The organism is Variovorax paradoxus (genome assembly GCF_040544635.1).
In the GTDB taxonomy this organism is placed as follows: Bacteria; Pseudomonadota; Gammaproteobacteria; order Burkholderiales; family Burkholderiaceae_C; genus Variovorax; species Variovorax paradoxus_R.
Genome location: NZ_JBEPKJ010000007.1, coordinates 249,707 through 267,977 on the forward strand (window position 1 = coordinate 249,707; position 18,271 = coordinate 267,977).

Genomic DNA, 18,271 nt, shown 5'->3' on the forward strand with positions numbered 1-18,271 from the left:
GCGGCGCCGGCCGGGGCTGTCGGTCGTGGGCGCTTTTTGGCGTGGGCGCACCTCATTCACGCATCGCCGCTACCATCGCCGCATGACTGACGACCTGTTCCGTGCCGACGCGTATCTGCGCGCCTGTGAAGCCCGCATCCTGCGCATCGACGACACCGGCATCGTGCTGGACCGCACGGTGTTCTATCCCCTGGGCGGCGGACAGGCCGGCGATACCGGCGTGCTGGCGCTGGCCGACGGCCGCGAGTTCGTCATTGCCGACACCCGCAAGGCCAAGAATGAAGAAGGCCAGCCCACCAGCGAATTCGTTCACGTGCCGGCGCCCGGGCAAGTCGAACTGCTGGCCGCGCTGCAGCCGGGCGACACGGTCACTGCGCGCCTCGACTGGGAGCGCCGCCACCGGCTGATGCGCTTTCACACCGCCAGCCATCTGCTGTGCCACCTGGTGCCGGTGCCGGTGAACGGCTGTTCGATCACGCCCGACTACGCGCGCATCGACTTCCACATGACCGACCCGCTCGACAAGGAAGCGCTGACTGCCGGCCTCGCGCGGCTGGTTGAAGCGGCCCATCCGCTGACCGTGGGCGCCATCACCGACGAGGAGCTCGACGCCAATCCGGCGCTCGTGAAGAGCATGAGCGTGCAGCCGCCGCGCGGCACGGGTACGGTGCGCACCATTCGGATCGGCGGCGAGGGCGAGGCGCAGATCGACTTCCAGCCCTGCGGCGGCACGCATGTTGCAAACACCGCCGAGATTGGCGCGGTGATGGTCACCAAAATCGAGAAAAAGAGCGCCAACAGCCGCCGCGTGGTGCTGGGCTGGGCCGCTTGAGGCCCGAAAGCGCCCGAAACCGCCTGGAACTTCGCACCGCCCGCCCGCTCCGACTGATCGGCATGATCCTTTCCCGCTTTCATCTAGCTACCTTTCTGGTAGCAACCGCCGCAGCCTGCATGCCGGCTGCGGCGCAATTGGCATCCAAGCCGGGTGCTGTCGTCACCACCCCCCACGTGCGCGCCGAACTGGTCGCGCATGCGCCCGACGGCGTTGCGCCCGGCGCCCCGGTCTGGGTCGGGCTGCAGATCACCCACCAGCCCGAGTGGCACACCTACTGGAAGAACGCCGGCGATTCCGGCCTGCCCACGGAACTGAACTGGACCCTGCCGGCGGGGGTGTCGGCCGGCGAGATTGCGTGGCCGGTGCCGAAGAAGATCCCGGTCGGCAACCTGGCCAACTACGGCTACGAGGGCACGGTGCTGCTCCCGGTGCCGCTCGAGGTTTCGAGCAATTTCAAGCCGCCGCTGGCCCTTGGCACGGGGGCTTCGGGGCTCGACATCCGGCTCAAGGCCACCTGGCTGGTCTGCCGCAAGGAATGCATTCCCGAAGAGGGTGAGTTCACCCTTGCGCTGCCACTGCAGGGCTCGACCGCGCTGCACAAGGCCGGCTTCGATGCCGCCCAGGCCGCGCAGCCGCAGCCGCTCGCCAAGGCGGGCTCTGTCGAGGTCAGCGCCAACAACCTGCAGGTGCGCCTCGAAGGGCTGCCCGCGGCGGCGCAGGGCAAGACCCTGGGCTTCTTCCCCGAAACACCGGAGCTGATCCGCACCGCCGCGGAATCGGGCAAGGACTGGACGCAAAGCTGGCAAGGCGGCACCTGGACCGCCACCTTGCCGCTGGCCGACCAGCGCAGCGCCAGCCCCACGACCCTGCCGCTGGTGGTCGCGCTGGCCGAGGCCGACCGGCAGCCGGGCCAGCCGATGGCCTGGCGTACCGAAGCGCCGGTCAGCGGCACCTGGCCGACTGCCGCTCCGCGCGCCGAGGTCTCGCCCGCGCTGCAGGCCGCGCTCGCCGCCAATGCGGCGACTGCCGCCGCTTCCACATCGCCCACGGACCTGCCGCCCCAGCCCGCCGGCACCTTCATCGTCGCGTTGCTGGGCGCCATGCTCGGCGGCCTGCTGCTGAATCTCATGCCCTGCGTGTTCCCGATCCTGGCCATCAAGGTGCTGGGCTTTGCGCGGCAGGCCGGCAATCGCAGCGCGCACCGCACGGCGGGGCTGGCCTACACCGGCGGCGTGATGCTCTCGTTTCTCGCGCTGGGTGGCGCCATGCTGGCGCTGCGCGCGGCGGGCGCCCAGCTTGGGTGGGGCTTCCAGCTGCAATCGCCGGCCGTGGTGGCGGCGCTGGCCGCGCTGTTCACGCTGATCGGGCTCAACCTGGTGGGCGTTTTCGAATTCGGGCGCGCGGCGCCGTCGTCCGTGTGTTCGGCCCAGGCCAAGCACCCGATTGCCAACGACTTCCTCTCGGGCGTGCTGGCCGTGGTGATCGCTTCGCCCTGCACCGCGCCGTTCATGGGCGTTTCGCTCGGCTTTGCCATCGGGCTTCCCGCCGCCCAGGCCCTGCTGCTGTTCGCGGCGTTGGGCTTCGGTCTGGCGCTGCCTTATCTGGTGGCCGGCTTCGTTCCGGCCATTGCGCGGCTGCTGCCCAAGCCCGGCCCGTGGATGGGCACGCTGCGCCGGTTGCTGGCGTTTCCGATGTTCGCCACCGTGGCCTGGCTGGTCTGGGTGCTGGGGCAGCAAAGCGGCATCGACGGCGCGGGCACGCTGCTCGCGCTGCTGGTGTGCATGGCCGCCATCGTCTGGGCGCTGACGCTGCGCGGCCGCACGCGGCTGGTCATTGCCACGGTGCTGGTTGCCTTCACTGCAATGCTCACCGCGGCCATCGGGCGCAACGTGCTGCAGACGGTGGAGCCGGCCAAGCTCGCGTCCTCCGCCAATGCCGGCCAGCGCTGGCAGCCCTGGTCGGCCGAACGCGTGGCCGACCTCACGAGCGCCGGGCAGCCGGTGTTCATCGACTTCACGGCCGCCTGGTGCGTGACCTGCCAGTACAACAAGAAGGCCACGCTCGCCGATGCCGAGGTGCTGGCCGATTTCGACAGCAAGAAGGTCGCGATGCTGCGTGCCGACTGGACGCGCCGCGACCCCGCCATTACCGCCGCCCTGACCTCGCTCGGACGCAGCGGCGTGCCCTTGTATGTGCTGCAGGCACCCGGCAAGGCGCCGGTCGTCCTGACCGAAATTCTGGGCAAGGACGAGGTGCGCGCAGCGCTTGCCGCGCTTTGACCCGTTGCGTGACATGGGTTGTCACATGCACTTGAGCAAAGCGCCCTAAGCTGTCGCCGTTGTTTGTTTTTTCTTTTGGAGTTCAAGCTGGCCATGTCACTTTCGCCATCGTCCGACTCGCGTTCCCTTCGCGCCGCGCGCCACGCCCGCGCCGCCCTCACCCGCGCCTCGCGCCGCGCCGTCGTGGCCGCAGCCGTGGCGCTCGGCGCCACTTTCCTCATGGGCAATAACGCCTTCGCAGCGCCCGCCGTGGGCCAGCAGGCGCCTGACTTCGTTGCCGTGGACACCAGCGGCGCCAAGCACAAGCTCTCCGACTTTGCCGGCAAGTTCGTGGTGCTCGAGTGGACCAATCCGGGCTGCCCCTTCGTGCGCAAGCACTACAACAGCGGCAACATGCCCGCCACGCAGAAATCCGCCACGGCCAAGGGCGTGGTCTGGCTGTCGGTCAATTCCACCGAGCGCGCGGCCAGCGACTACCTGCAGCCTGCGGCTCTCGATGCGTGGATGAAGTCGCAAAAAGCCGCCCCCACCGCAATGCTGATGGACGAAGACGGCGTCATCGGCCAGGCCTACGGCGCGCGCACCACGCCGCACATCTTCATCATCGACCCCAAGGGCGTGCTGGTGTACGCGGGCGGCATCGACAGCATCGCCTCGGCCCGGCCCGACGACATCAAGAGCGCGACCAACTACGTGAACCAGGCGCTCGGCGAGGCCTTCGGCGGCAAGCCGATTTCTACGGCCTCGACGCGGCCCTACGGCTGTTCGGTGAAATACAAGACCTGAAGAAGAAGCCAGGAATGACAGCTACCTGACTGCGGTGGTCAGGTAGCGGTCGGGAACCCCGGCCTACCCTTGGACGAACTACATCGCCCAAGGGGACAACAAGATGGATCCTGCGCACACTGCCGCGCAACCGGGCCCGGCCGCCCGCGCCGCTTCAGGCACTGCCGCTTCCGCCGCTGCTTCGACGTCCTCCTCCTCGAAATTCGCCACCGTGCTGCGCGTGACGGGCGGCAATTTCATGGAGATGTTCGACTTCTTCCTGTTCGGCTTCTACGCCACGCAGATCTCGAAGGCCTTCTTCCCGGCGGGCAACGAGTTCGCCTCGCTGATGCTGACCTTCATGACCTTCGGCGCCGGTTTCCTGATGCGGCCGCTGGGCGCGATTTTTCTCGGCGCGTACGTCGATCGCGTCGGCCGCCGCAAGGGCCTGATCGTCACGCTCGCGCTGATGGCGCTCGGCACGCTGCTGATTGCCTGCGTACCGGCCTACGCCACCATCGGCTTCGCCGCGCCGCTGCTGGTGCTCGTCGGGCGGCTGCTGCAAGGCTTCTCGGCCGGCGTGGAGCTGGGCGGCGTTTCGGTCTACTTGTCGGAAATGGCCACGCCGGGGCGCAAGGGCTTTTACGTGAGCTGGCAATCGGCCAGCCAGCAGGTGGCGATCGTCGTGGCGGCGGCGCTCGGCTACTGGCTCAACGTGACCTTCACCTCGCAGGAAATCGGCGACTTCTACTGGCGCATTCCGTTCTTCGTCGGCTGCCTGATCGTGCCGGTGCTGTTCGTGATTCGCCGCTCGCTGCAGGAGACCGAGGAGTTCATGGCGCGCAAGCACCGCCCAGATGCGCGCGAGATCTTCCAGTCGATGATCGCCAACTGGGGCCTGGTGGTCGCGGGGATGATGCTGGTGTCGATGACGACGGTGTCGTTCTACCTGATCACGGTCTACACGCCCACCTTCGGCAAGTCGGTGCTGCACTTGAGCACGACCGATGCGCTCGTCGTCACGCTGTGCGTGGCGGTCTCCAACTTCATCTGGCTGCCGATCATGGGCGCGCTGTCCGATCGCGTAGGCCGCAAGCCGCTGTTGATTCTGTTCACGGTGCTGACCGTCCTCACCGCGTACCCGTCGCTCAAGTGGCTGGTGGGCGCGCCGAGCTTCGCGCGCATGCTCGAAGTGGAGCTGTGGCTCTCGTTCCTCTACGCGAGCTACAACGGCGCGATGGTGGTGGCGCTCACCGAGGTGATGCCGGTCAACGTGCGCACCGCCGGCTTCTCGCTGGCCTACAGCCTGGCGACGGCGCTGTTCGGCGGTTTCACGCCAGCCATTGCCACCGGCCTGATCGAGATGACCGGCGACAAGGGCGCGCCGGGGTTGTGGATGACGGCGGCCGCCATCTGCGGGCTGGTCGCCACGTTGATGCTGTATCGGCGCCAGGTGAATCCTGCGGATTCGGTGCGGGTGCCTGTGGTCTGATTTCGGCTGGTCTTGCTGGACTTTGCTGGTTCGGGGCGCGCACCCGCCGACGGGGTACCTTGCACGGAGCGGTCGTTGATCGGCGATACACCAGCAACGTGCCCCAGTGCACAGGGCATCGGGTGCTCCCCGCAGCGAAATAAAGGAGGAGGCGAAGCCGGGGGACATTCGCGGAGGGGAGTACCCGGTGGCCTGTGCACACGCCCTGAACAAGAGCGCCCAAACAAGCAGCCCACCGAAAGCAAGCCCCTCCCCCTGCGACAATCGGGACATGCCTTTCGCCCCATTGCAAAACGACACTTTCCTGCGGGCCTGCTGGCGCCAGGCCACAGACCACACCCCCGTCTGGCTCATGCGCCAGGCCGGTCGCTACCTGCCCGAGTACGTGGCCACCCGCGCCAAGGCCGGCAGCTTCATGGGGCTGGCGACCAACACAGACTACGCCACCGAAGTCACGCTGCAGCCGCTCGAACGCTACCCGCTCGATGCCGCCATTCTTTTCTCCGACATCCTCACCGTGCCCGACGCCATGGGCCTGGGCCTGTCGTTCGAGGCCGGCGAAGGCCCCCGCTTTGCACGCCCCGTGCGTGACGAAGCGGCCGTTGCGGCGCTCGAAGTGCCCGACATGGCCAAGCTGCGCTACGTGTTCGACGCCGTGGCGTCGATTCGCAAGGCCCTCGACGGCCGCGTGCCGCTCATCGGCTTTTCGGGCAGCCCCTGGACCCTCGCCTGCTACATGGTGGAAGGCGCGGGCTCGAGCGACTACCGCCTTGTGAAGAGCATGCTCTACAGCCGCCCCGACCTGATGCACCGCCTGCTCGCAGTCAATGCCGACTCGGTGGCCACCTATCTCAACGCGCAGATCGACGCCGGCGCGCAGGCCGTGATGGTGTTCGACAGCTGGGGCGGCGTGCTGGCCGACGGCGCGTTTCAGGAGTTCAGCCTTGCCTACACCGCACGCGTGCTGGCCGGCCTGAAGCGCAACGGTGCCGACGGCAAGCCCGTGCCGCGCATCGTGTTCACCAAGGGCGGCGGCCTGTGGCTCGAAGCCATGCGCGGGCTCGACTGCGAAGTGCTCGGCGTCGACTGGACCGTGAACCTCGCGGCCGCGCGCCGCATGGTCGGCGAAGGCGCCGACGGCAAGGCCAAGGCCCTGCAAGGCAACATCGACCCCAACGTGCTGTTCGCGCCGTCCGCGCAAATCGAAGCCGAGGTCGCGAAAGTGCTGCAGGCCTTCGGCAAGCCACATGCCGGCCCGGCCCAAGGTCCGACCCACATCTTCAATCTGGGCCACGGCATCAGCCAGTTCACGCCGCCGGACCACGTGGCGGCGCTGGTACAGGCCGTGCACGCACAATCACGCGCCTTGCGCAGTTGAAATTGTTGCGCGGGCGGGCATGCGCGACGACGCAGTTGGTTTCCTCTGAAAAGCAGTTCGCAGCCGTTTGTCAAGTCCAAAAACGGTGTAGGAGGCCCGACTTATGCACAAAACACGTGTTGCACTGCGCAAGATTATCTGAAGCAGCCCCCTCTTTGCTCCTAAACAAGTAGCGAACGTAAGTTGTTGATTTATATAGGATTTGAACTTTGCTTTTTTTGAGGGCAATCCAGCCAGACGCTTGATTTTCAAGGCTCCGCAGCGTGTCGAGCCTTGTTGTCAACAAAGTTATCCACAGAATCTCTGGATGAGCTTCAAAGCGCAGGAAAATCAACGACTTAAGCGATTTTGCTCAAAGTCGCATTAACAAACCTTGCCAACAGAGACGCCCATTCCCCCCGCCAGCAGCCCAACCCCGGCAACGGAGGCAGCGCGAGCGAGCACGCCCGCCGCGATGGCCTGGCGGCTCGACATCGCCGTGCAAACGCCGGCGCATGCCGCGCTCGGCGACCTGCTGAGCTACGCCAGCGCGGCACCGCTCGCGCCCGGCACGCTGGTGCGGGTGCCGCTGGGCCGGCGCGAGGTGCTGGGCGTGGTCTGGAACGAGCCCGGCGCGCTGGACGGCGCCGAGCCCGACATGGCGCTCAAGCCCGTGGGCGCCGCGCTCGATGCGCTCGCGCCGCTGGGCGGAGCCTGGCGCGACCTCGTGGCCTTTGCCGCACGCTACTACCAGCGCTCGATCGGCGAAATCGCGTTGGCAGCCCTGCCGCCGCAATTGCGCGACCTGAGCACCACGCAGCTGGCCCGGCGGCTCAAGCGCAAGACGACGACCGGGCCCGTCACCGAGACGGCCGAAGCCGCCAACCTGATCGCGCTGAGCCCGGAGCAGACGGCCACCCTGGCCCGCATCGAAGCTGAAACGGGCACTTTCCTGCTGGTCGGCAGCACCGGCAGCGGCAAGACCGAGGTCTACCTGCGCTGCGTGGCCGACCTGCTCGCAGGCGATGCCGGCGCGCAGGCGCTGGTGATGGTGCCGGAGATCAACCTCACGCCGCAGCTCGAAGCGCGCTTCAAGGCACGGTTCGGCGACGACGCGGTGGTGTCGCTGCACAGCGGCATGACCAATCCGCAGCGGCTCGCAAGCTGGCTCGCGGCGCACAGCGGCGCCGCGCGCATCGTGCTGGGCACGCGCATGGCGGTGTTCGCGTCGATGCCGGGGCTGAAGCTCATCGTGGTCGACGAAGAGCACGACCCCAGCTACAAGCAGCAAGAAGGCGCGCGGTATTCGGCGCGCGACCTCGCCGTGTGGCGGGGCCAGCGCGAGGGCGCGAAAGTGATTCTGGGCTCCGCCACGCCCTCGCTCGAAAGCTGGCACCAGAGCCGCCCCGCCGAGGGCGAAGACCCCGGGGGCCGCTATGTGCGGCTCGCAATGCCGTCACGTATCGGCGCTGGCGAACTGCCCGCCGTGCGGCTGGTCGACATGAACCTGCAGCCGCCGAAAACGGTGCTCTCGGGCGCGCTGCTCGACGCCATCGGCCAGCGCATCGCTCGCGGCGAGCAAAGCATGGTGTTCCTGAACCGCCGCGGCTATGCGCCGGTGCTGGCCTGCGCCGATTGCGGCTGGAAAAGCGAATGCCCGCATTGCAGCGCCTACCGCGTGTTCCACAAGATTGACCGCACGCTGCGCTGCCACCACTGCGGCTTTACCGAGCGCGTGCCGCGCGCCTGCCCGTCTTGCGGCAACCCCGACATCGCGCCCGTGGGGCGCGGCACCGAGCGGCTCGAAGAGCATCTGGCCGAACTGTTCGCCGGCGTGACGCGGCCCGGCGGCAGTGCGGCGCCTGAACCCGTGAGGATTGCACGCATCGACGCCGACAGCACCAAGAAGCAGGGCGCGCTCGAATCGCAGCTCGCAGCCGTGCATTCGGGCGAGGTCGACGTGCTGGTCGGCACGCAGATGATCGCCAAGGGGCACGACTTCCGGCGCATCACGCTGGTGGCCGCCGTGAACCCCGACGGCGCGCTGTTCTCCAGCGACTTTCGCGCGCCCGAGCGGCTGTTCAGCCTGTTGATGCAATCGGCGGGCCGCGCGGGCCGCGACGCGGCCTACCTCGCGGCGCAGGGTGCCACCGCCGAGATGTGGATCCAGACGCACCATGCGCAGCATCCGCTCTTCGCAGCCCTACGAAAGCACGACTACGCCGCCTTCGCCAGGCAGCAACTCGAGGAGCGCGCCGCCGCCGGCATGCCGCCCTTTGCATTCCAGGCGCTGCTGCGGGCCGATGCGCGCACGCAGGAGGCCGCACAGGCCTTTCTGAATGCAGCGAGTGGCGCGGCCGATGCGCTCGAAGGCGCCGACCGCGTGGTGCGCTACCCCGCGGTGCCGCTGGCCATTCAGCGCGTGGCCAACGTGGAACGGGCGCAGATGCTGATCGAAAGCCCTTCTCGCGCCGCGCTGCAGCGCCTGCTGGCAGCCTGGCAGCCGCTGCTGCACGCGTTGCGGCGCACGCCCGAAGGCAAGGGCGTGATTCGCTGGCTGATCGACGTCGACCCGCACAGCATTTGAGGCGGCCTCGCAACGAGGCCGGCCTTTGTCAGTGGTGCAGGCCCGCGGGCTCCTTGCCCATGTCGACGTAGCGCAGCTCGCTGCTGCGCCGCCGAGCGATGCTTCCGGGCCATGCGAACACCACCAGGCTCAAGGCGCCCACCGCAAGCGACGTGGCGGTGCCGAGGGTGTCGGCATGCCACAACCAGCCCACGCTGGCGACCCAGGCCAGCCACAGCAGAATACGAACAAGTATTGCCATAGTGCCTCCATACATACTTTGATTTGCAAACACTTTAGCAGTGTTTTGAAAACATAAGCACTCATCCGGAGTGATAACGATAGCTATGGCTTATGGCCTACGCAGGAATCGGAAATAATCTGAAAAAGCGGTTGACTGCATGCCCGCCCGCTATTCAAGCTGTTACAGCGCGGGCCCGTTCCGGCGTCGCGCATCAAGCAAGAACGCTGGTCGCCAGGGGTTGCCGTGAAACTGCCTTCATCGCTCGGTTGGGCTCTATTTTTTGCATGCCTCGCATGCTCCGCGGCCGAACTCGAACTGCAGGGCAGCCGGCTTGTGGTCTCGGGCATGCTCGACGGCACGGCCATCAAGACCTTTACCGAGCACCTCGGCAAAGGCACGGTGCGCACCGTGGTGTTCGAAGACTCATTCGGCGGCACCGCCGAAGCAGCCGGCGCCTTTGCCGACGCCATCCGCTCGAGCGGCGTGGAAACCGAAATCCGCGGCCAGTGCCTGGCCGCCTGCGCCTACGCTTTTCTTGCCGGCAGGACGCATCGCTTCGGTGACGGCTTTCAAGTGAACGGCGTGCTGCTGCCCGTGGCTGCCAGGCCCACCGCTTCCGAACTGGCAATGCGATGGCGCGGCGGCGAAGTCCACAAGACGCTGGCCGAATTCTCGTCCGCCTCCGTCACCACGGCAGGCCCCACCAGCGCCACGGAACTCGGCGCCGGGGCGGTCAAGGACAACTGGCAACCCGATCATGGCGTGCTCTTCACGGCCAGCCCCACGCTGTTCGGCCGCATCTACAACGCGTTCTATTGCGACGGCACCCAGGGCCGCGACTTCACCAAGTGCGAGCGCCTCTCGGACGCCGATCCCTTCAAGCTCGGCGTGCTGACGCCCTGATTCAACAGAAGCGTCTTGCAGCGCACCGCCTCAGCGCAGCAGGCCCACCGCCAACGGAAAACTGAAGAACGTCGCCACCGTCGTCCACAGGATGATGCGTGCGATGCGGCCGTTGTCGGCGCCAAAGCGCTCGGCCAGCATCGCAACGTTGCTGGCGCTCGGCAGTGCCGCCACCAGCACGATCACCATCAGCGCCGGAGAGGAGAGCGGCAAACCGAGCGCGACGGCGCCCTGCCCCAGCGCCCAGACCAGCAGGGGGTGCACGAGCAGCTTGACCAGCACCACCGGCAGCACGTCGGCCAGCGGCGCCCTGGCCGGGAAGGCCGACCGGGTGCCCATGGCCGCCGCCACCGCCGCGCTGGCGCCGTGCTCGCGCGCAAGCAGCGCCGAACGCGCCAGCACCGCGCCAATGGTGAAGAGCGCCACTGGCGAAGCCGCGTCGGCCAGCATGGCAATGGTGCGCTCCACCGGGCCGGGCAAGCGCCACCGAGCGGCCGACAGCAGCACGCCCAGCAGAATCGACCACGGCATCGGGTTGACCAGCACGCCGCGCAGCGCCTGGCGTGCTGCCTGCCGCGGGCCCTGGTGCGGCGCACCCGTGCCCCCGCCGGCCCCGTCGAGGCGCGACAGCGCGATGCACAGCGACGAGGTCACGACCAGGTCGAACGCGATGGTGATGATCATCGGCCCTGCCGCCTGCGCGCCGAGCAACGCCACCAGGAGCGGCACACCCATGAAGCCTGTGTTGGGGAAGGCCGCCACCAGAGCGCCGAATGCGCCGTCGTTCCAGCCGATGCGCGCGTTGCGGGTGAAGAAGACCACGCCTGCCACCACGGCCAGCGCGCTCAAGCCCCAAACCAGCGCCACGCTGCCGTCGAGCAGTTGCCCGATCGGCGTGCCGGCGCCAAATCGCAACAACATGCAAGGCAACGCGAAATACAACACGAAGGTGTTGAGGCCGGGAATTGCGCCGAGCGGCAGGACGCGGGCACGCGCGGCGCCATAGCCCGCCGCGATCAACGCGAAGAAGGGAAAAGTTACGAGAAATACAGGCAACACCGCCTGATTGTCGTTGCGTCCCGCATCGTGAACTCTGGAGGGGTCCCGGACAGGCTGCGCCCCGTATCATTGCGCGCTTTGCGCCAGCCGTTCCTCCGCGGCCTTCCCTCCCCACTCCCCATGTCTTCCGGTCTCAATCTCGCGCAACAAGAAGCCGTCAATTACCTGCACGGCCCCTGTCTCGTGCTCGCAGGCGCGGGTTCGGGCAAGACGCGCGTCATCACGCACAAGATCGGCCGGCTCATCCAGGCCGGGCTGGAGCCCAAGCGCATCGCGGCCATCACCTTCACGAACAAGGCCGCCAGCGAAATGCGCGAGCGCGCCAAAGGCCTGATCGGGCGCGACGCGCGGCATGTGGTGATCTGCACCTTTCACGCGCTGGGCGTGCGCATGATGCGCGAAGACGGCGCCGTGCTGGGGCTGAAGCCCGCCTTCAGCATTCTCGACAGCGACGACGTCACGAAGATTCTGAAAGACGCGGGCGGCACCACCGACACGGCCACCGCGCGCATCTGGCAGTGGACCATCAGCAAGTGGAAGAACATGGGCCTGAACGCCGCACAGGCCGAGGCCGCCGCGGTGGACGACAACGAGCGCATCACCGCGCGCATCATGGCGCGCTACGAAGAGCGGCTCACGGCCTACCAGAGCGTCGACTTCGACGATCTCATCGGCATGCCGCTCAAGCTGCTGCGCGACTTCGACGAGGTGCGCGCCAAGTGGCAGACCACGCTGGGCCACATCCTGGTGGACGAATACCAGGACACCAACGCTACCCAGTATGAAGTGCTGAAGGCGCTGGCCGGCGAGCGCGGGCGCTTCACCGCTGTGGGCGACGACGACCAGTCGATCTACGGCTGGCGCGGCGCCACGCTGGACAACCTGCGCAAGCTGCCGGTCGACTATCCGACCCTGAAGGTGATCAAGCTCGAGCAGAACTACCGCTCCACCAGCGCGATCCTGCGGGCGGCCAACAACGTGATCGGCCCCAACCCCAAGCTGTTTCCGAAGACGCTGTTCTCCGAGTTGGGCGAAGGCGAGCCGGTGCGCATCGTCGATGCCGACTCCGAGGCGCACGAGGCCGAACGCGCGGTGGCGCGCATCGTCAGCCTGCGCGCGGGCGATGCCATCACCCAAGGCAAGCAGTACAAGGAGTTCCGAGACTTCGCCATTCTTTACCGCGCCAATCACCAGGCGCGCGTGTTCGAGCAGGCGCTGCGCAAGGCGCAGATTCCGTACAAGGTGTCGGGCGGCCAGAGCTTCTTCGACCGCGCCGAAATCAAGGATTTGTGCGGCTGGTTCCGCCTCTGGGTCAACAACGACGACGACCCGGCGTTCCTGCGCGCCATCACCACGCCCAAGCGCGGCATCGGCCACACCACGCTCGCGAGCCTCGGCACCTTTGCCAGCCAGTACAAGCTGAGCCTCTTCGAGGCGCTCTTCAGTCCGTCGCTGCCGAGCGTGATGCCCAAGCGCACGCTCGAGGGCATTCACGAGTTCGGCCGCTACATCAACGACCTCGAATACCGTGCGCGCCGCACCATGGGCGCGGAAGACTCGCGCACCTTCATGCTCGACTGGCTGAAGGAGATCGACTACGAGAAGCATCTCTACGACGGCGAAGACAGCGAGCAGGCCGCGGCCGCGCGCTGGACCAACGTGCTGGAATTCGTCGACTGGATGTCGCAGCGCGCCGGCGGCGTGATCGACGACGCCTCGGGCGCCGACAACAACATCGAAAGTGAACGCAAGAGCCTGCTCGAGGTGGCGCAGACCATCTCGCTGCTTTCGACCATCAGCGAGCGCGAGCAGGACCAGAACGTGGTCACGCTCTCGACGCTGCATGCCTCCAAGGGCCTCGAATGGCCGCACGTCATGCTGATCGGCGTGACCGAGGGCCTGCTGCCCTTCAAGCTCGAAGACGACAACGGCCGCCAGCTCAAGGTGAGCGACGAGACGCTGCAGCGGCTGCAGGAAGAGCGCCGCCTCATGTACGTGGGCATCACGCGCGCGCAGCGCAGCCTGGCGGTGAGCTGGACCAAGAAGCGCAAGCAGGGCCGCGAGATGGTGCCCTGCGTGCCGAGCCGCTTCATCGCCGAAATGGGCCTGGACAAGACCACCACCCGCGAAGACCCGCGCGAAAAGCTCAAGGCGCTGCGCGCCGAGTTCGCGCGCAAGGCGCAGGACAATGCGGCGGCAGCAGCGGCGGCCGCCTCCGCGTCATGAAGGCGCGGGTTCTCTTCCTTTCGCTGGCCGCGCTCTGCACGGCATGCGCGGGGCCCACGGCCCGGAACACGGCCCCGCCCGGGTGTCCCGCCACCGCGAAGGATCTGCCCGTTGAAGCCCTGTATGGCAGCTGGCAGGCGCGCTTCGACGGCCTGCCGGCTGCGGCCTCTGCGGCCTCGGTCGTGCTCGGCAAGCACCCCGAATACGCGGGCGTGCGCGGCACCATCACGCGCGCGGCGGCCGCCCCCTCGGCGAGCGCATCGGTCGCGCAGCTTGCGGGCGACGTCGACGACGAGGGCGAGCTCGCCATCGACGAGTCGCTCGACGGACGCAGCATCAGCGGCGTGTGGTCGGGCACGCTGCAGCCGGCCTCCTGCGGCCGCGAGTTCAGGGGCACCTGGCGCAACGCCGCCGACGACAGCACACATCCCTTCATTCTGAAAAAGACGGAACGGACCGCAGACCAATGAAACCCATCCCTCTACGCACCACTCTGGCCGCGAGCCTGCTGATGGCTCCCGGCCTCTTCGCACCGTCACTGGCCAGCGCACAGGCCGTCGAAAGGCCGGCCAGTCCGTTGGCCTATTCGCAGCTGACCTGGCAGCAATGCACCGCGCTCGGCAACAGCAACGAAGCCCGCCTGGCCTGCTTCGACCGCTGGGCGCAGCAGCAGACGCTGCCTTCGGTGTCGGTGCCGGTCGCGCCGCCGGTGCTGGCGAGCACGCAGCCGGCACCGCCTGTGGACGGATCGATGCCGGCCACCCGCGTGATCTCGGTCGATACCGACAAGGGATGCCGCGACCGCCAGTACTCGATACTGTCGCGCTTCTGGGAGCTCGAGAACGGCACCGACTGCGGCACCTTCACGTTCCGCGGCTATCGCCCATTGAACGTGTCGGCTTCGGCGGCCACCAGCAAGCCCGATACGCCCACCTCGCCTTCCGAAGGCCACACCGCGTCGCCCGTGGCCTACCAGGCCAATGAAATGCGCATCGGCCTCTCGGTGCGGACCAAGATCGCGCAGGGCCTGCTCACGCAGAACGATCCGACCAAGAAGGACTCGCTCTGGTTCGCGTATTCGCAGCAGTCGACCTGGCAGCTGTTCAACGGCTCGATCTCCCGGCCGTTCCGCACCACCGACCACGAGCCCGAGCTGATGTATGTCTATCCGCTCGACTTCAAGCTGCCCGGCGGCTGGCGCTGGCGCTACGCGGGCGTGGGGCTGGTGCACCAGTCGAACGGCCAGAGCCTGCCGCTGTCGCGCAGCTGGAACCGCGTCTACCTGATGGGCGGCGCCGAACTCGACGACCGCTTCAGCATCACCGGACGCGTCTGGCAGCGGTTGTCGGAAAGCACGGCGAAGGACGACAACCCCGACATCTCCAGCTACATCGGCCGCGCCGAGGTCACGGGCCGCTGGAATCTGAACCGCGACAACAGCCTGGGCCTCACGGTGCGCAACAACCTGCGCGACAGCGGCCGCGGCTCGGTGCGGCTCGAATGGCTGAAGGCCATCGGCGATCCGGCCACGAGCAACCTGCGCTTCCACACGCAGCTGTTCCATGGCTACGGCGACACGCTGGTGGACTACAACCGCAAGCGCACCGTGCTGAGCATTGGCCTGAGCCTGGTGGACTTTTAATTCGCTCCGATGAATGCACAGAAAGGTTCGTGTCATGAATGCTGATGGACTTGCCCCCATGGATGCTTTGCAGCGCGAAATCATTGCCGCGCTGCACGTGGCGCCGGTGTTCGACGCCGCGCAGGAGATCGAGCGACGCATCGGCTTCCTGGCCGGCTACCTCCGCGGCACGGGCCTGAAAGCGCTGGTGCTGGGCATCAGCGGCGGCGTCGATTCGCTGGTGGCCGGCTGCCTTGCGCAGCGCGCGGTGGAGCGGCTGCGCGCCGAAGGCCGGGAAGCCACCTTCATTGCCATGCGGCTGCCCTACGGCGTGCAGAAGGACGAGGCCGAGGCGCAGCGCTCGCTGGAGGTGATGAAGCCGGACCGCACCCTCACCGTCGACATCCGGCCCGCGGCGGACGGCATGCTCGCCGCGCTGAAGGCCGGCGACCTCGCATTCCGCGATGCGGCGCATGAAGACTTCGTGCTCGGCAACATCAAGGCGCGCCAACGCATGATTGCGCAGTTTGCGGTGGCCGGCGCGCACGACGGCATCGTCATCGGCACCGACCACGCGGCCGAGGCGCTGATGGGCTTCTTCACCAAGTTCGGCGACGGCGCGGCCGACGTGACACCGCTCACCGGCCTCAACAAGCGCCGCGTGCGGGCGCTCGCTCAGCAGCTCGGCGCGCCCGATTCGCTGGTGTTCAAGGTGCCGACGGCCGACCTCGAATCGCTCGTGCCGCAAAAGCCCGATGAAGACGCGTTCGGCGTCAGCTACGAGCAGATCGACGATTTCCTCGAAGGCAAGCCGGTGGCGGCCGCGGCGCGCGAGATCATTCTTGCAACGCACCGCAAGAGCGCCCACAAGCGGGCGCTGCCGGTGGAACCCACGCACCCGGCATAGGGCGCTGGCCAGCCGGCGCTGTTTTGCCTACGCCGCCTTGCGAGGCGACTCCAGCAGGCGTTCGAGCAGCACCGTCAACCTGTCGACGTCCACGGGCTTCGTCAGGTGGGCCCGAAAGCCGGCCTCCAGGCTGGTGTCCCTGTCGCTGGCCTGCCCGTAGCCGGTAATGGCAATCAGCGGCGGCGGGTTGATCATCTCGGCCCGCAGGCGCCTGGCAACTTCATGTCCGCTCAGGTCCGGCAGGCCGATGTCGAGCAGCACCACATCCGGGTCTTGCGCCTTCACGGCTTCGATGGCGGCCAGCCCGCCATGCGCAACGCTGGATTTGTAGCCCAGTGCGTCCAGCAGCAGTGCCATGGTTTCGGCGGCGTCCACGTTGTCGTCCACCACCAGCACGCGCTGCTCCCCCGCGGGCCGGGGCTCCGCCTCGATCGCGGCAATAGGCGCCTGCGTGGTCTGGAACTGCACCAGGAACTCGCTGCCCTCGCCGGACCTCCCGGTACTGAACGCGCTGACCCGCCCGCCGTGCAGCGTCGTCAACTGCTGCACAAGGCTGAGCCCCAGGCCGAGGCCGCCCTGCGTCCGTGCCATGTTCTGCTCGCCCTGCACGAACAGGTCGAAGATCCGCTGCAGGTCTTTCGGCGGAATGCCGGGCCCGTCATCGCGCACGCTGATGTCGGCATCCGTGCCGTTCTGCGAGAGGGAGACATGGACGTTGCCGCTGTTGTGGGTGAATTTCGCCGCGTTGTGAATCAGGTTGCTGACGATCTGGATGACACGCGCCCTGTCTCCCGAAATCCAGGGGTCCGCCTCCTGGAGATGCAGGTGCAAGGTCTGCGACTTGCTCTCGATCAGCGGCCGGACCGCCTCGGCCCCCTCGGCGATGGCATCGCGCAGGCGAACCGGCTTGCTCTCGATATGGATTTTTCCGCTGGTGATGCGGCCCACGTCGAGCAGGTCGTCCACCAGCCGCGTCATCTGCCTGAGCTGCCGGCCGATGATGTCGCGGGTATGGGAAATGACTGTCGATTCCGCTTTTTCCCGCTTGAGGAGTTCGAGCGCGTTCGAAATCGGCGCCAGCGGATTGCGCAACTCGTGCCCGAGCATCGCGAGGAAGTTCGTCACGCGGCGCCCTTCGTCTTCCAGCGCGGTCACGCGGCGCCGCTCCGTCAGGTCGCGCGTGACCTTGGCGAAGCCCCGATGCCGCCCGGTGGCGTCGTGCAGCGCGGTAATGACCACGCTGGCCCAGAACCGGCTGCCGTCTTTGCGGATGCGCCAGCCTTCGTCCTCGAACCGCCCGTCGCGCAGCGCATTGCGCAGCTCCTGCTCGGGCCAGCCGGTCGCGGCCACCTCGGGCGGATAGAACACGGAGAAATGCTGCCCGATGATTTCCGAGGCCTCGTAGCCCTTGTTCTTTTGCGCGCCGAGGTTCCAGCTCACGATATGGCCGCCGGGGTCGAGCATGAAGATCGCATAGTCTTTCACGCCCTCGACCAGCAGCCGGAAGCGCTCCTCGCTCATGCGCAGCATTTCGTCCTGGCGGCGGCGCTCGCTGAGGTCTCTCGCGATCATCGAGAAGCCGCGGACTTCCCCGCCCGTGCCGGTGATCCGCGTGATGACGATGCTGGCCCAGAAGCGCGTACCGTCCTTGCGCAGGCGCCAGCCTTCTTCCTCCATGCGGCCGGCCTCGCGCGCCATTTCGAGCGCGCGCTCCGGCAGGTTCTGCTCCAGCAGCTCGCTCGGATAGAAAAGAGAGAAGTGCCGCCCGATCACCTCCGGGGCTTCGTACCCCTTGAGCTTTCGAGCCCCGTCGTTCCAGCTGATGACGATGCCGCCAGGGTCCAGGACGACGATGGCGTAGTCCGTGACTGCGTCGACCATCAGCCGGAACTCGGCGTCGGTCAGAGTGCGTTGGTTCAGGGGTGCACTCCCACCGCCGTGATCTGCCATTGCTCTTTTTCCTCCAGTGGTCGCGCATCGGGTGCAGCGGCATGCGGGCCTCGCTCCAGCGGCTCAT

Annotated in this window: 14 protein-coding genes; 11 read left to right on the forward strand and 3 right to left on the reverse strand. The window is 67.4% G+C overall.

What is annotated here, in order from left to right; all coding sequences use genetic code 11:
* Nucleotides 1–82: 82 nt before the first annotated feature.
* The 6 genes from ABIC94_RS14420 to priA all read left to right on the forward strand — a co-directional run bounded on the left by ABIC94_RS14420 (nt 83) and on the right by priA (nt 9,315).
* Nucleotides 83–832, forward strand: coding sequence for an alanyl-tRNA editing protein (locus ABIC94_RS14420; RefSeq protein ID WP_354373684.1), 750 nt, complete (start codon nt 83–85; stop codon nt 830–832).
* Nucleotides 833–894: 62 nt separating this feature from the next.
* Nucleotides 895–3,114 (forward strand): protein-disulfide reductase DsbD family protein, encoded by a 2,220-nt coding sequence (locus tag ABIC94_RS14425; protein WP_436318011.1) that lies wholly within the window; start codon nt 895–897, stop codon nt 3,112–3,114.
* A gap of 93 nt (nt 3,115–3,207) precedes the next feature.
* Nucleotides 3,208–3,900, forward strand: a complete 693-nt coding sequence (locus tag ABIC94_RS14430) for a thioredoxin family protein (RefSeq protein ID WP_354373685.1) — start codon at nt 3,208–3,210, stop codon at nt 3,898–3,900.
* Between the two features lie 103 nt (nt 3,901–4,003).
* Nucleotides 4,004–5,371, forward strand: a complete 1,368-nt coding sequence (locus ABIC94_RS14435) for an MFS transporter (RefSeq protein ID WP_354373686.1) — start codon at nt 4,004–4,006, stop codon at nt 5,369–5,371.
* A 271-nt stretch (nt 5,372–5,642) separates the two neighbouring features.
* Nucleotides 5,643–6,749: a uroporphyrinogen decarboxylase gene (gene hemE, locus ABIC94_RS14440; protein WP_354373687.1), complete on the forward strand. Its 1,107-nt coding sequence runs from the start codon at nt 5,643–5,645 to the stop codon at nt 6,747–6,749.
* Between the two features lie 454 nt (nt 6,750–7,203).
* A complete protein-coding gene (gene priA, locus ABIC94_RS14445) occupies nt 7,204–9,315 on the forward strand; it encodes a replication restart helicase PriA (protein WP_354373688.1) in 2,112 nt (703 codons plus the stop codon).
* A 28-nt stretch (nt 9,316–9,343) separates the two neighbouring features.
* Here the strand turns inward: priA and ABIC94_RS14450 are convergent, their stop codons facing one another.
* A complete protein-coding gene (locus ABIC94_RS14450) occupies nt 9,344–9,556 on the reverse strand; it encodes a hypothetical protein (RefSeq protein WP_354373689.1) in 213 nt (70 codons plus the stop codon).
* A 225-nt stretch (nt 9,557–9,781) separates the two neighbouring features.
* On the opposite strand from ABIC94_RS14450, the gene ABIC94_RS14455 reads away from it, so the two are divergent.
* Nucleotides 9,782–10,441 carry a hypothetical protein gene (locus ABIC94_RS14455; protein ID WP_354373690.1) on the forward strand — a complete coding sequence of 220 codons (660 nt, stop codon included), beginning with the start codon at nt 9,782–9,784 and terminating at the stop codon, nt 10,439–10,441.
* A gap of 30 nt (nt 10,442–10,471) precedes the next feature.
* On the opposite strand, the gene ABIC94_RS14460 is transcribed toward ABIC94_RS14455, so the two are convergent.
* On the reverse strand, nt 10,472–11,500 hold the full coding sequence (locus ABIC94_RS14460; protein ID WP_354373691.1) for an AEC family transporter: 1,029 nt from the start codon (nt 11,498–11,500) through the stop codon (nt 10,472–10,474).
* Between the two features lie 120 nt (nt 11,501–11,620).
* Here ABIC94_RS14460 and ABIC94_RS14465 point away from each other — a divergent pair, with 120 nt between their 5' ends.
* The 4 genes from ABIC94_RS14465 to nadE are packed head-to-tail and all read left to right on the forward strand — an operon-like array spanning nt 11,621 to nt 16,254.
* Nucleotides 11,621–13,726, forward strand: a complete 2,106-nt coding sequence (locus ABIC94_RS14465) for an ATP-dependent helicase (protein WP_126747710.1) — start codon at nt 11,621–11,623, stop codon at nt 13,724–13,726.
* The gene (locus ABIC94_RS14470) at nt 13,723–14,196 is read left to right on the forward strand and encodes a hypothetical protein (RefSeq protein WP_354373692.1); all 474 of its coding nucleotides are present in this window, start codon (nt 13,723–13,725) and stop codon (nt 14,194–14,196) included. The genes ABIC94_RS14465 and ABIC94_RS14470 overlap by 4 nt, the downstream gene beginning before the upstream one ends.
* A gap of 41 nt (nt 14,197–14,237) precedes the next feature.
* Nucleotides 14,238–15,368 carry a phospholipase A gene (locus ABIC94_RS14475; protein WP_354373733.1) on the forward strand — a complete coding sequence of 377 codons (1,131 nt, stop codon included), beginning with the start codon at nt 14,238–14,240 and terminating at the stop codon, nt 15,366–15,368.
* A gap of 34 nt (nt 15,369–15,402) precedes the next feature.
* Nucleotides 15,403–16,254 (forward strand): ammonia-dependent NAD(+) synthetase, encoded by an 852-nt coding sequence (nadE, locus tag ABIC94_RS14480; protein WP_354373693.1) that lies wholly within the window; start codon nt 15,403–15,405, stop codon nt 16,252–16,254.
* 27 nt (nt 16,255–16,281) lie between these two features.
* Here the strand turns inward: nadE and ABIC94_RS14485 are convergent, their stop codons facing one another.
* On the reverse strand, nt 16,282–18,204 hold the full coding sequence (locus ABIC94_RS14485; protein ID WP_354373694.1) for a PAS domain-containing hybrid sensor histidine kinase/response regulator: 1,923 nt from the start codon (nt 18,202–18,204) through the stop codon (nt 16,282–16,284).
* Nucleotides 18,205–18,271 lie beyond the last annotated feature (67 nt).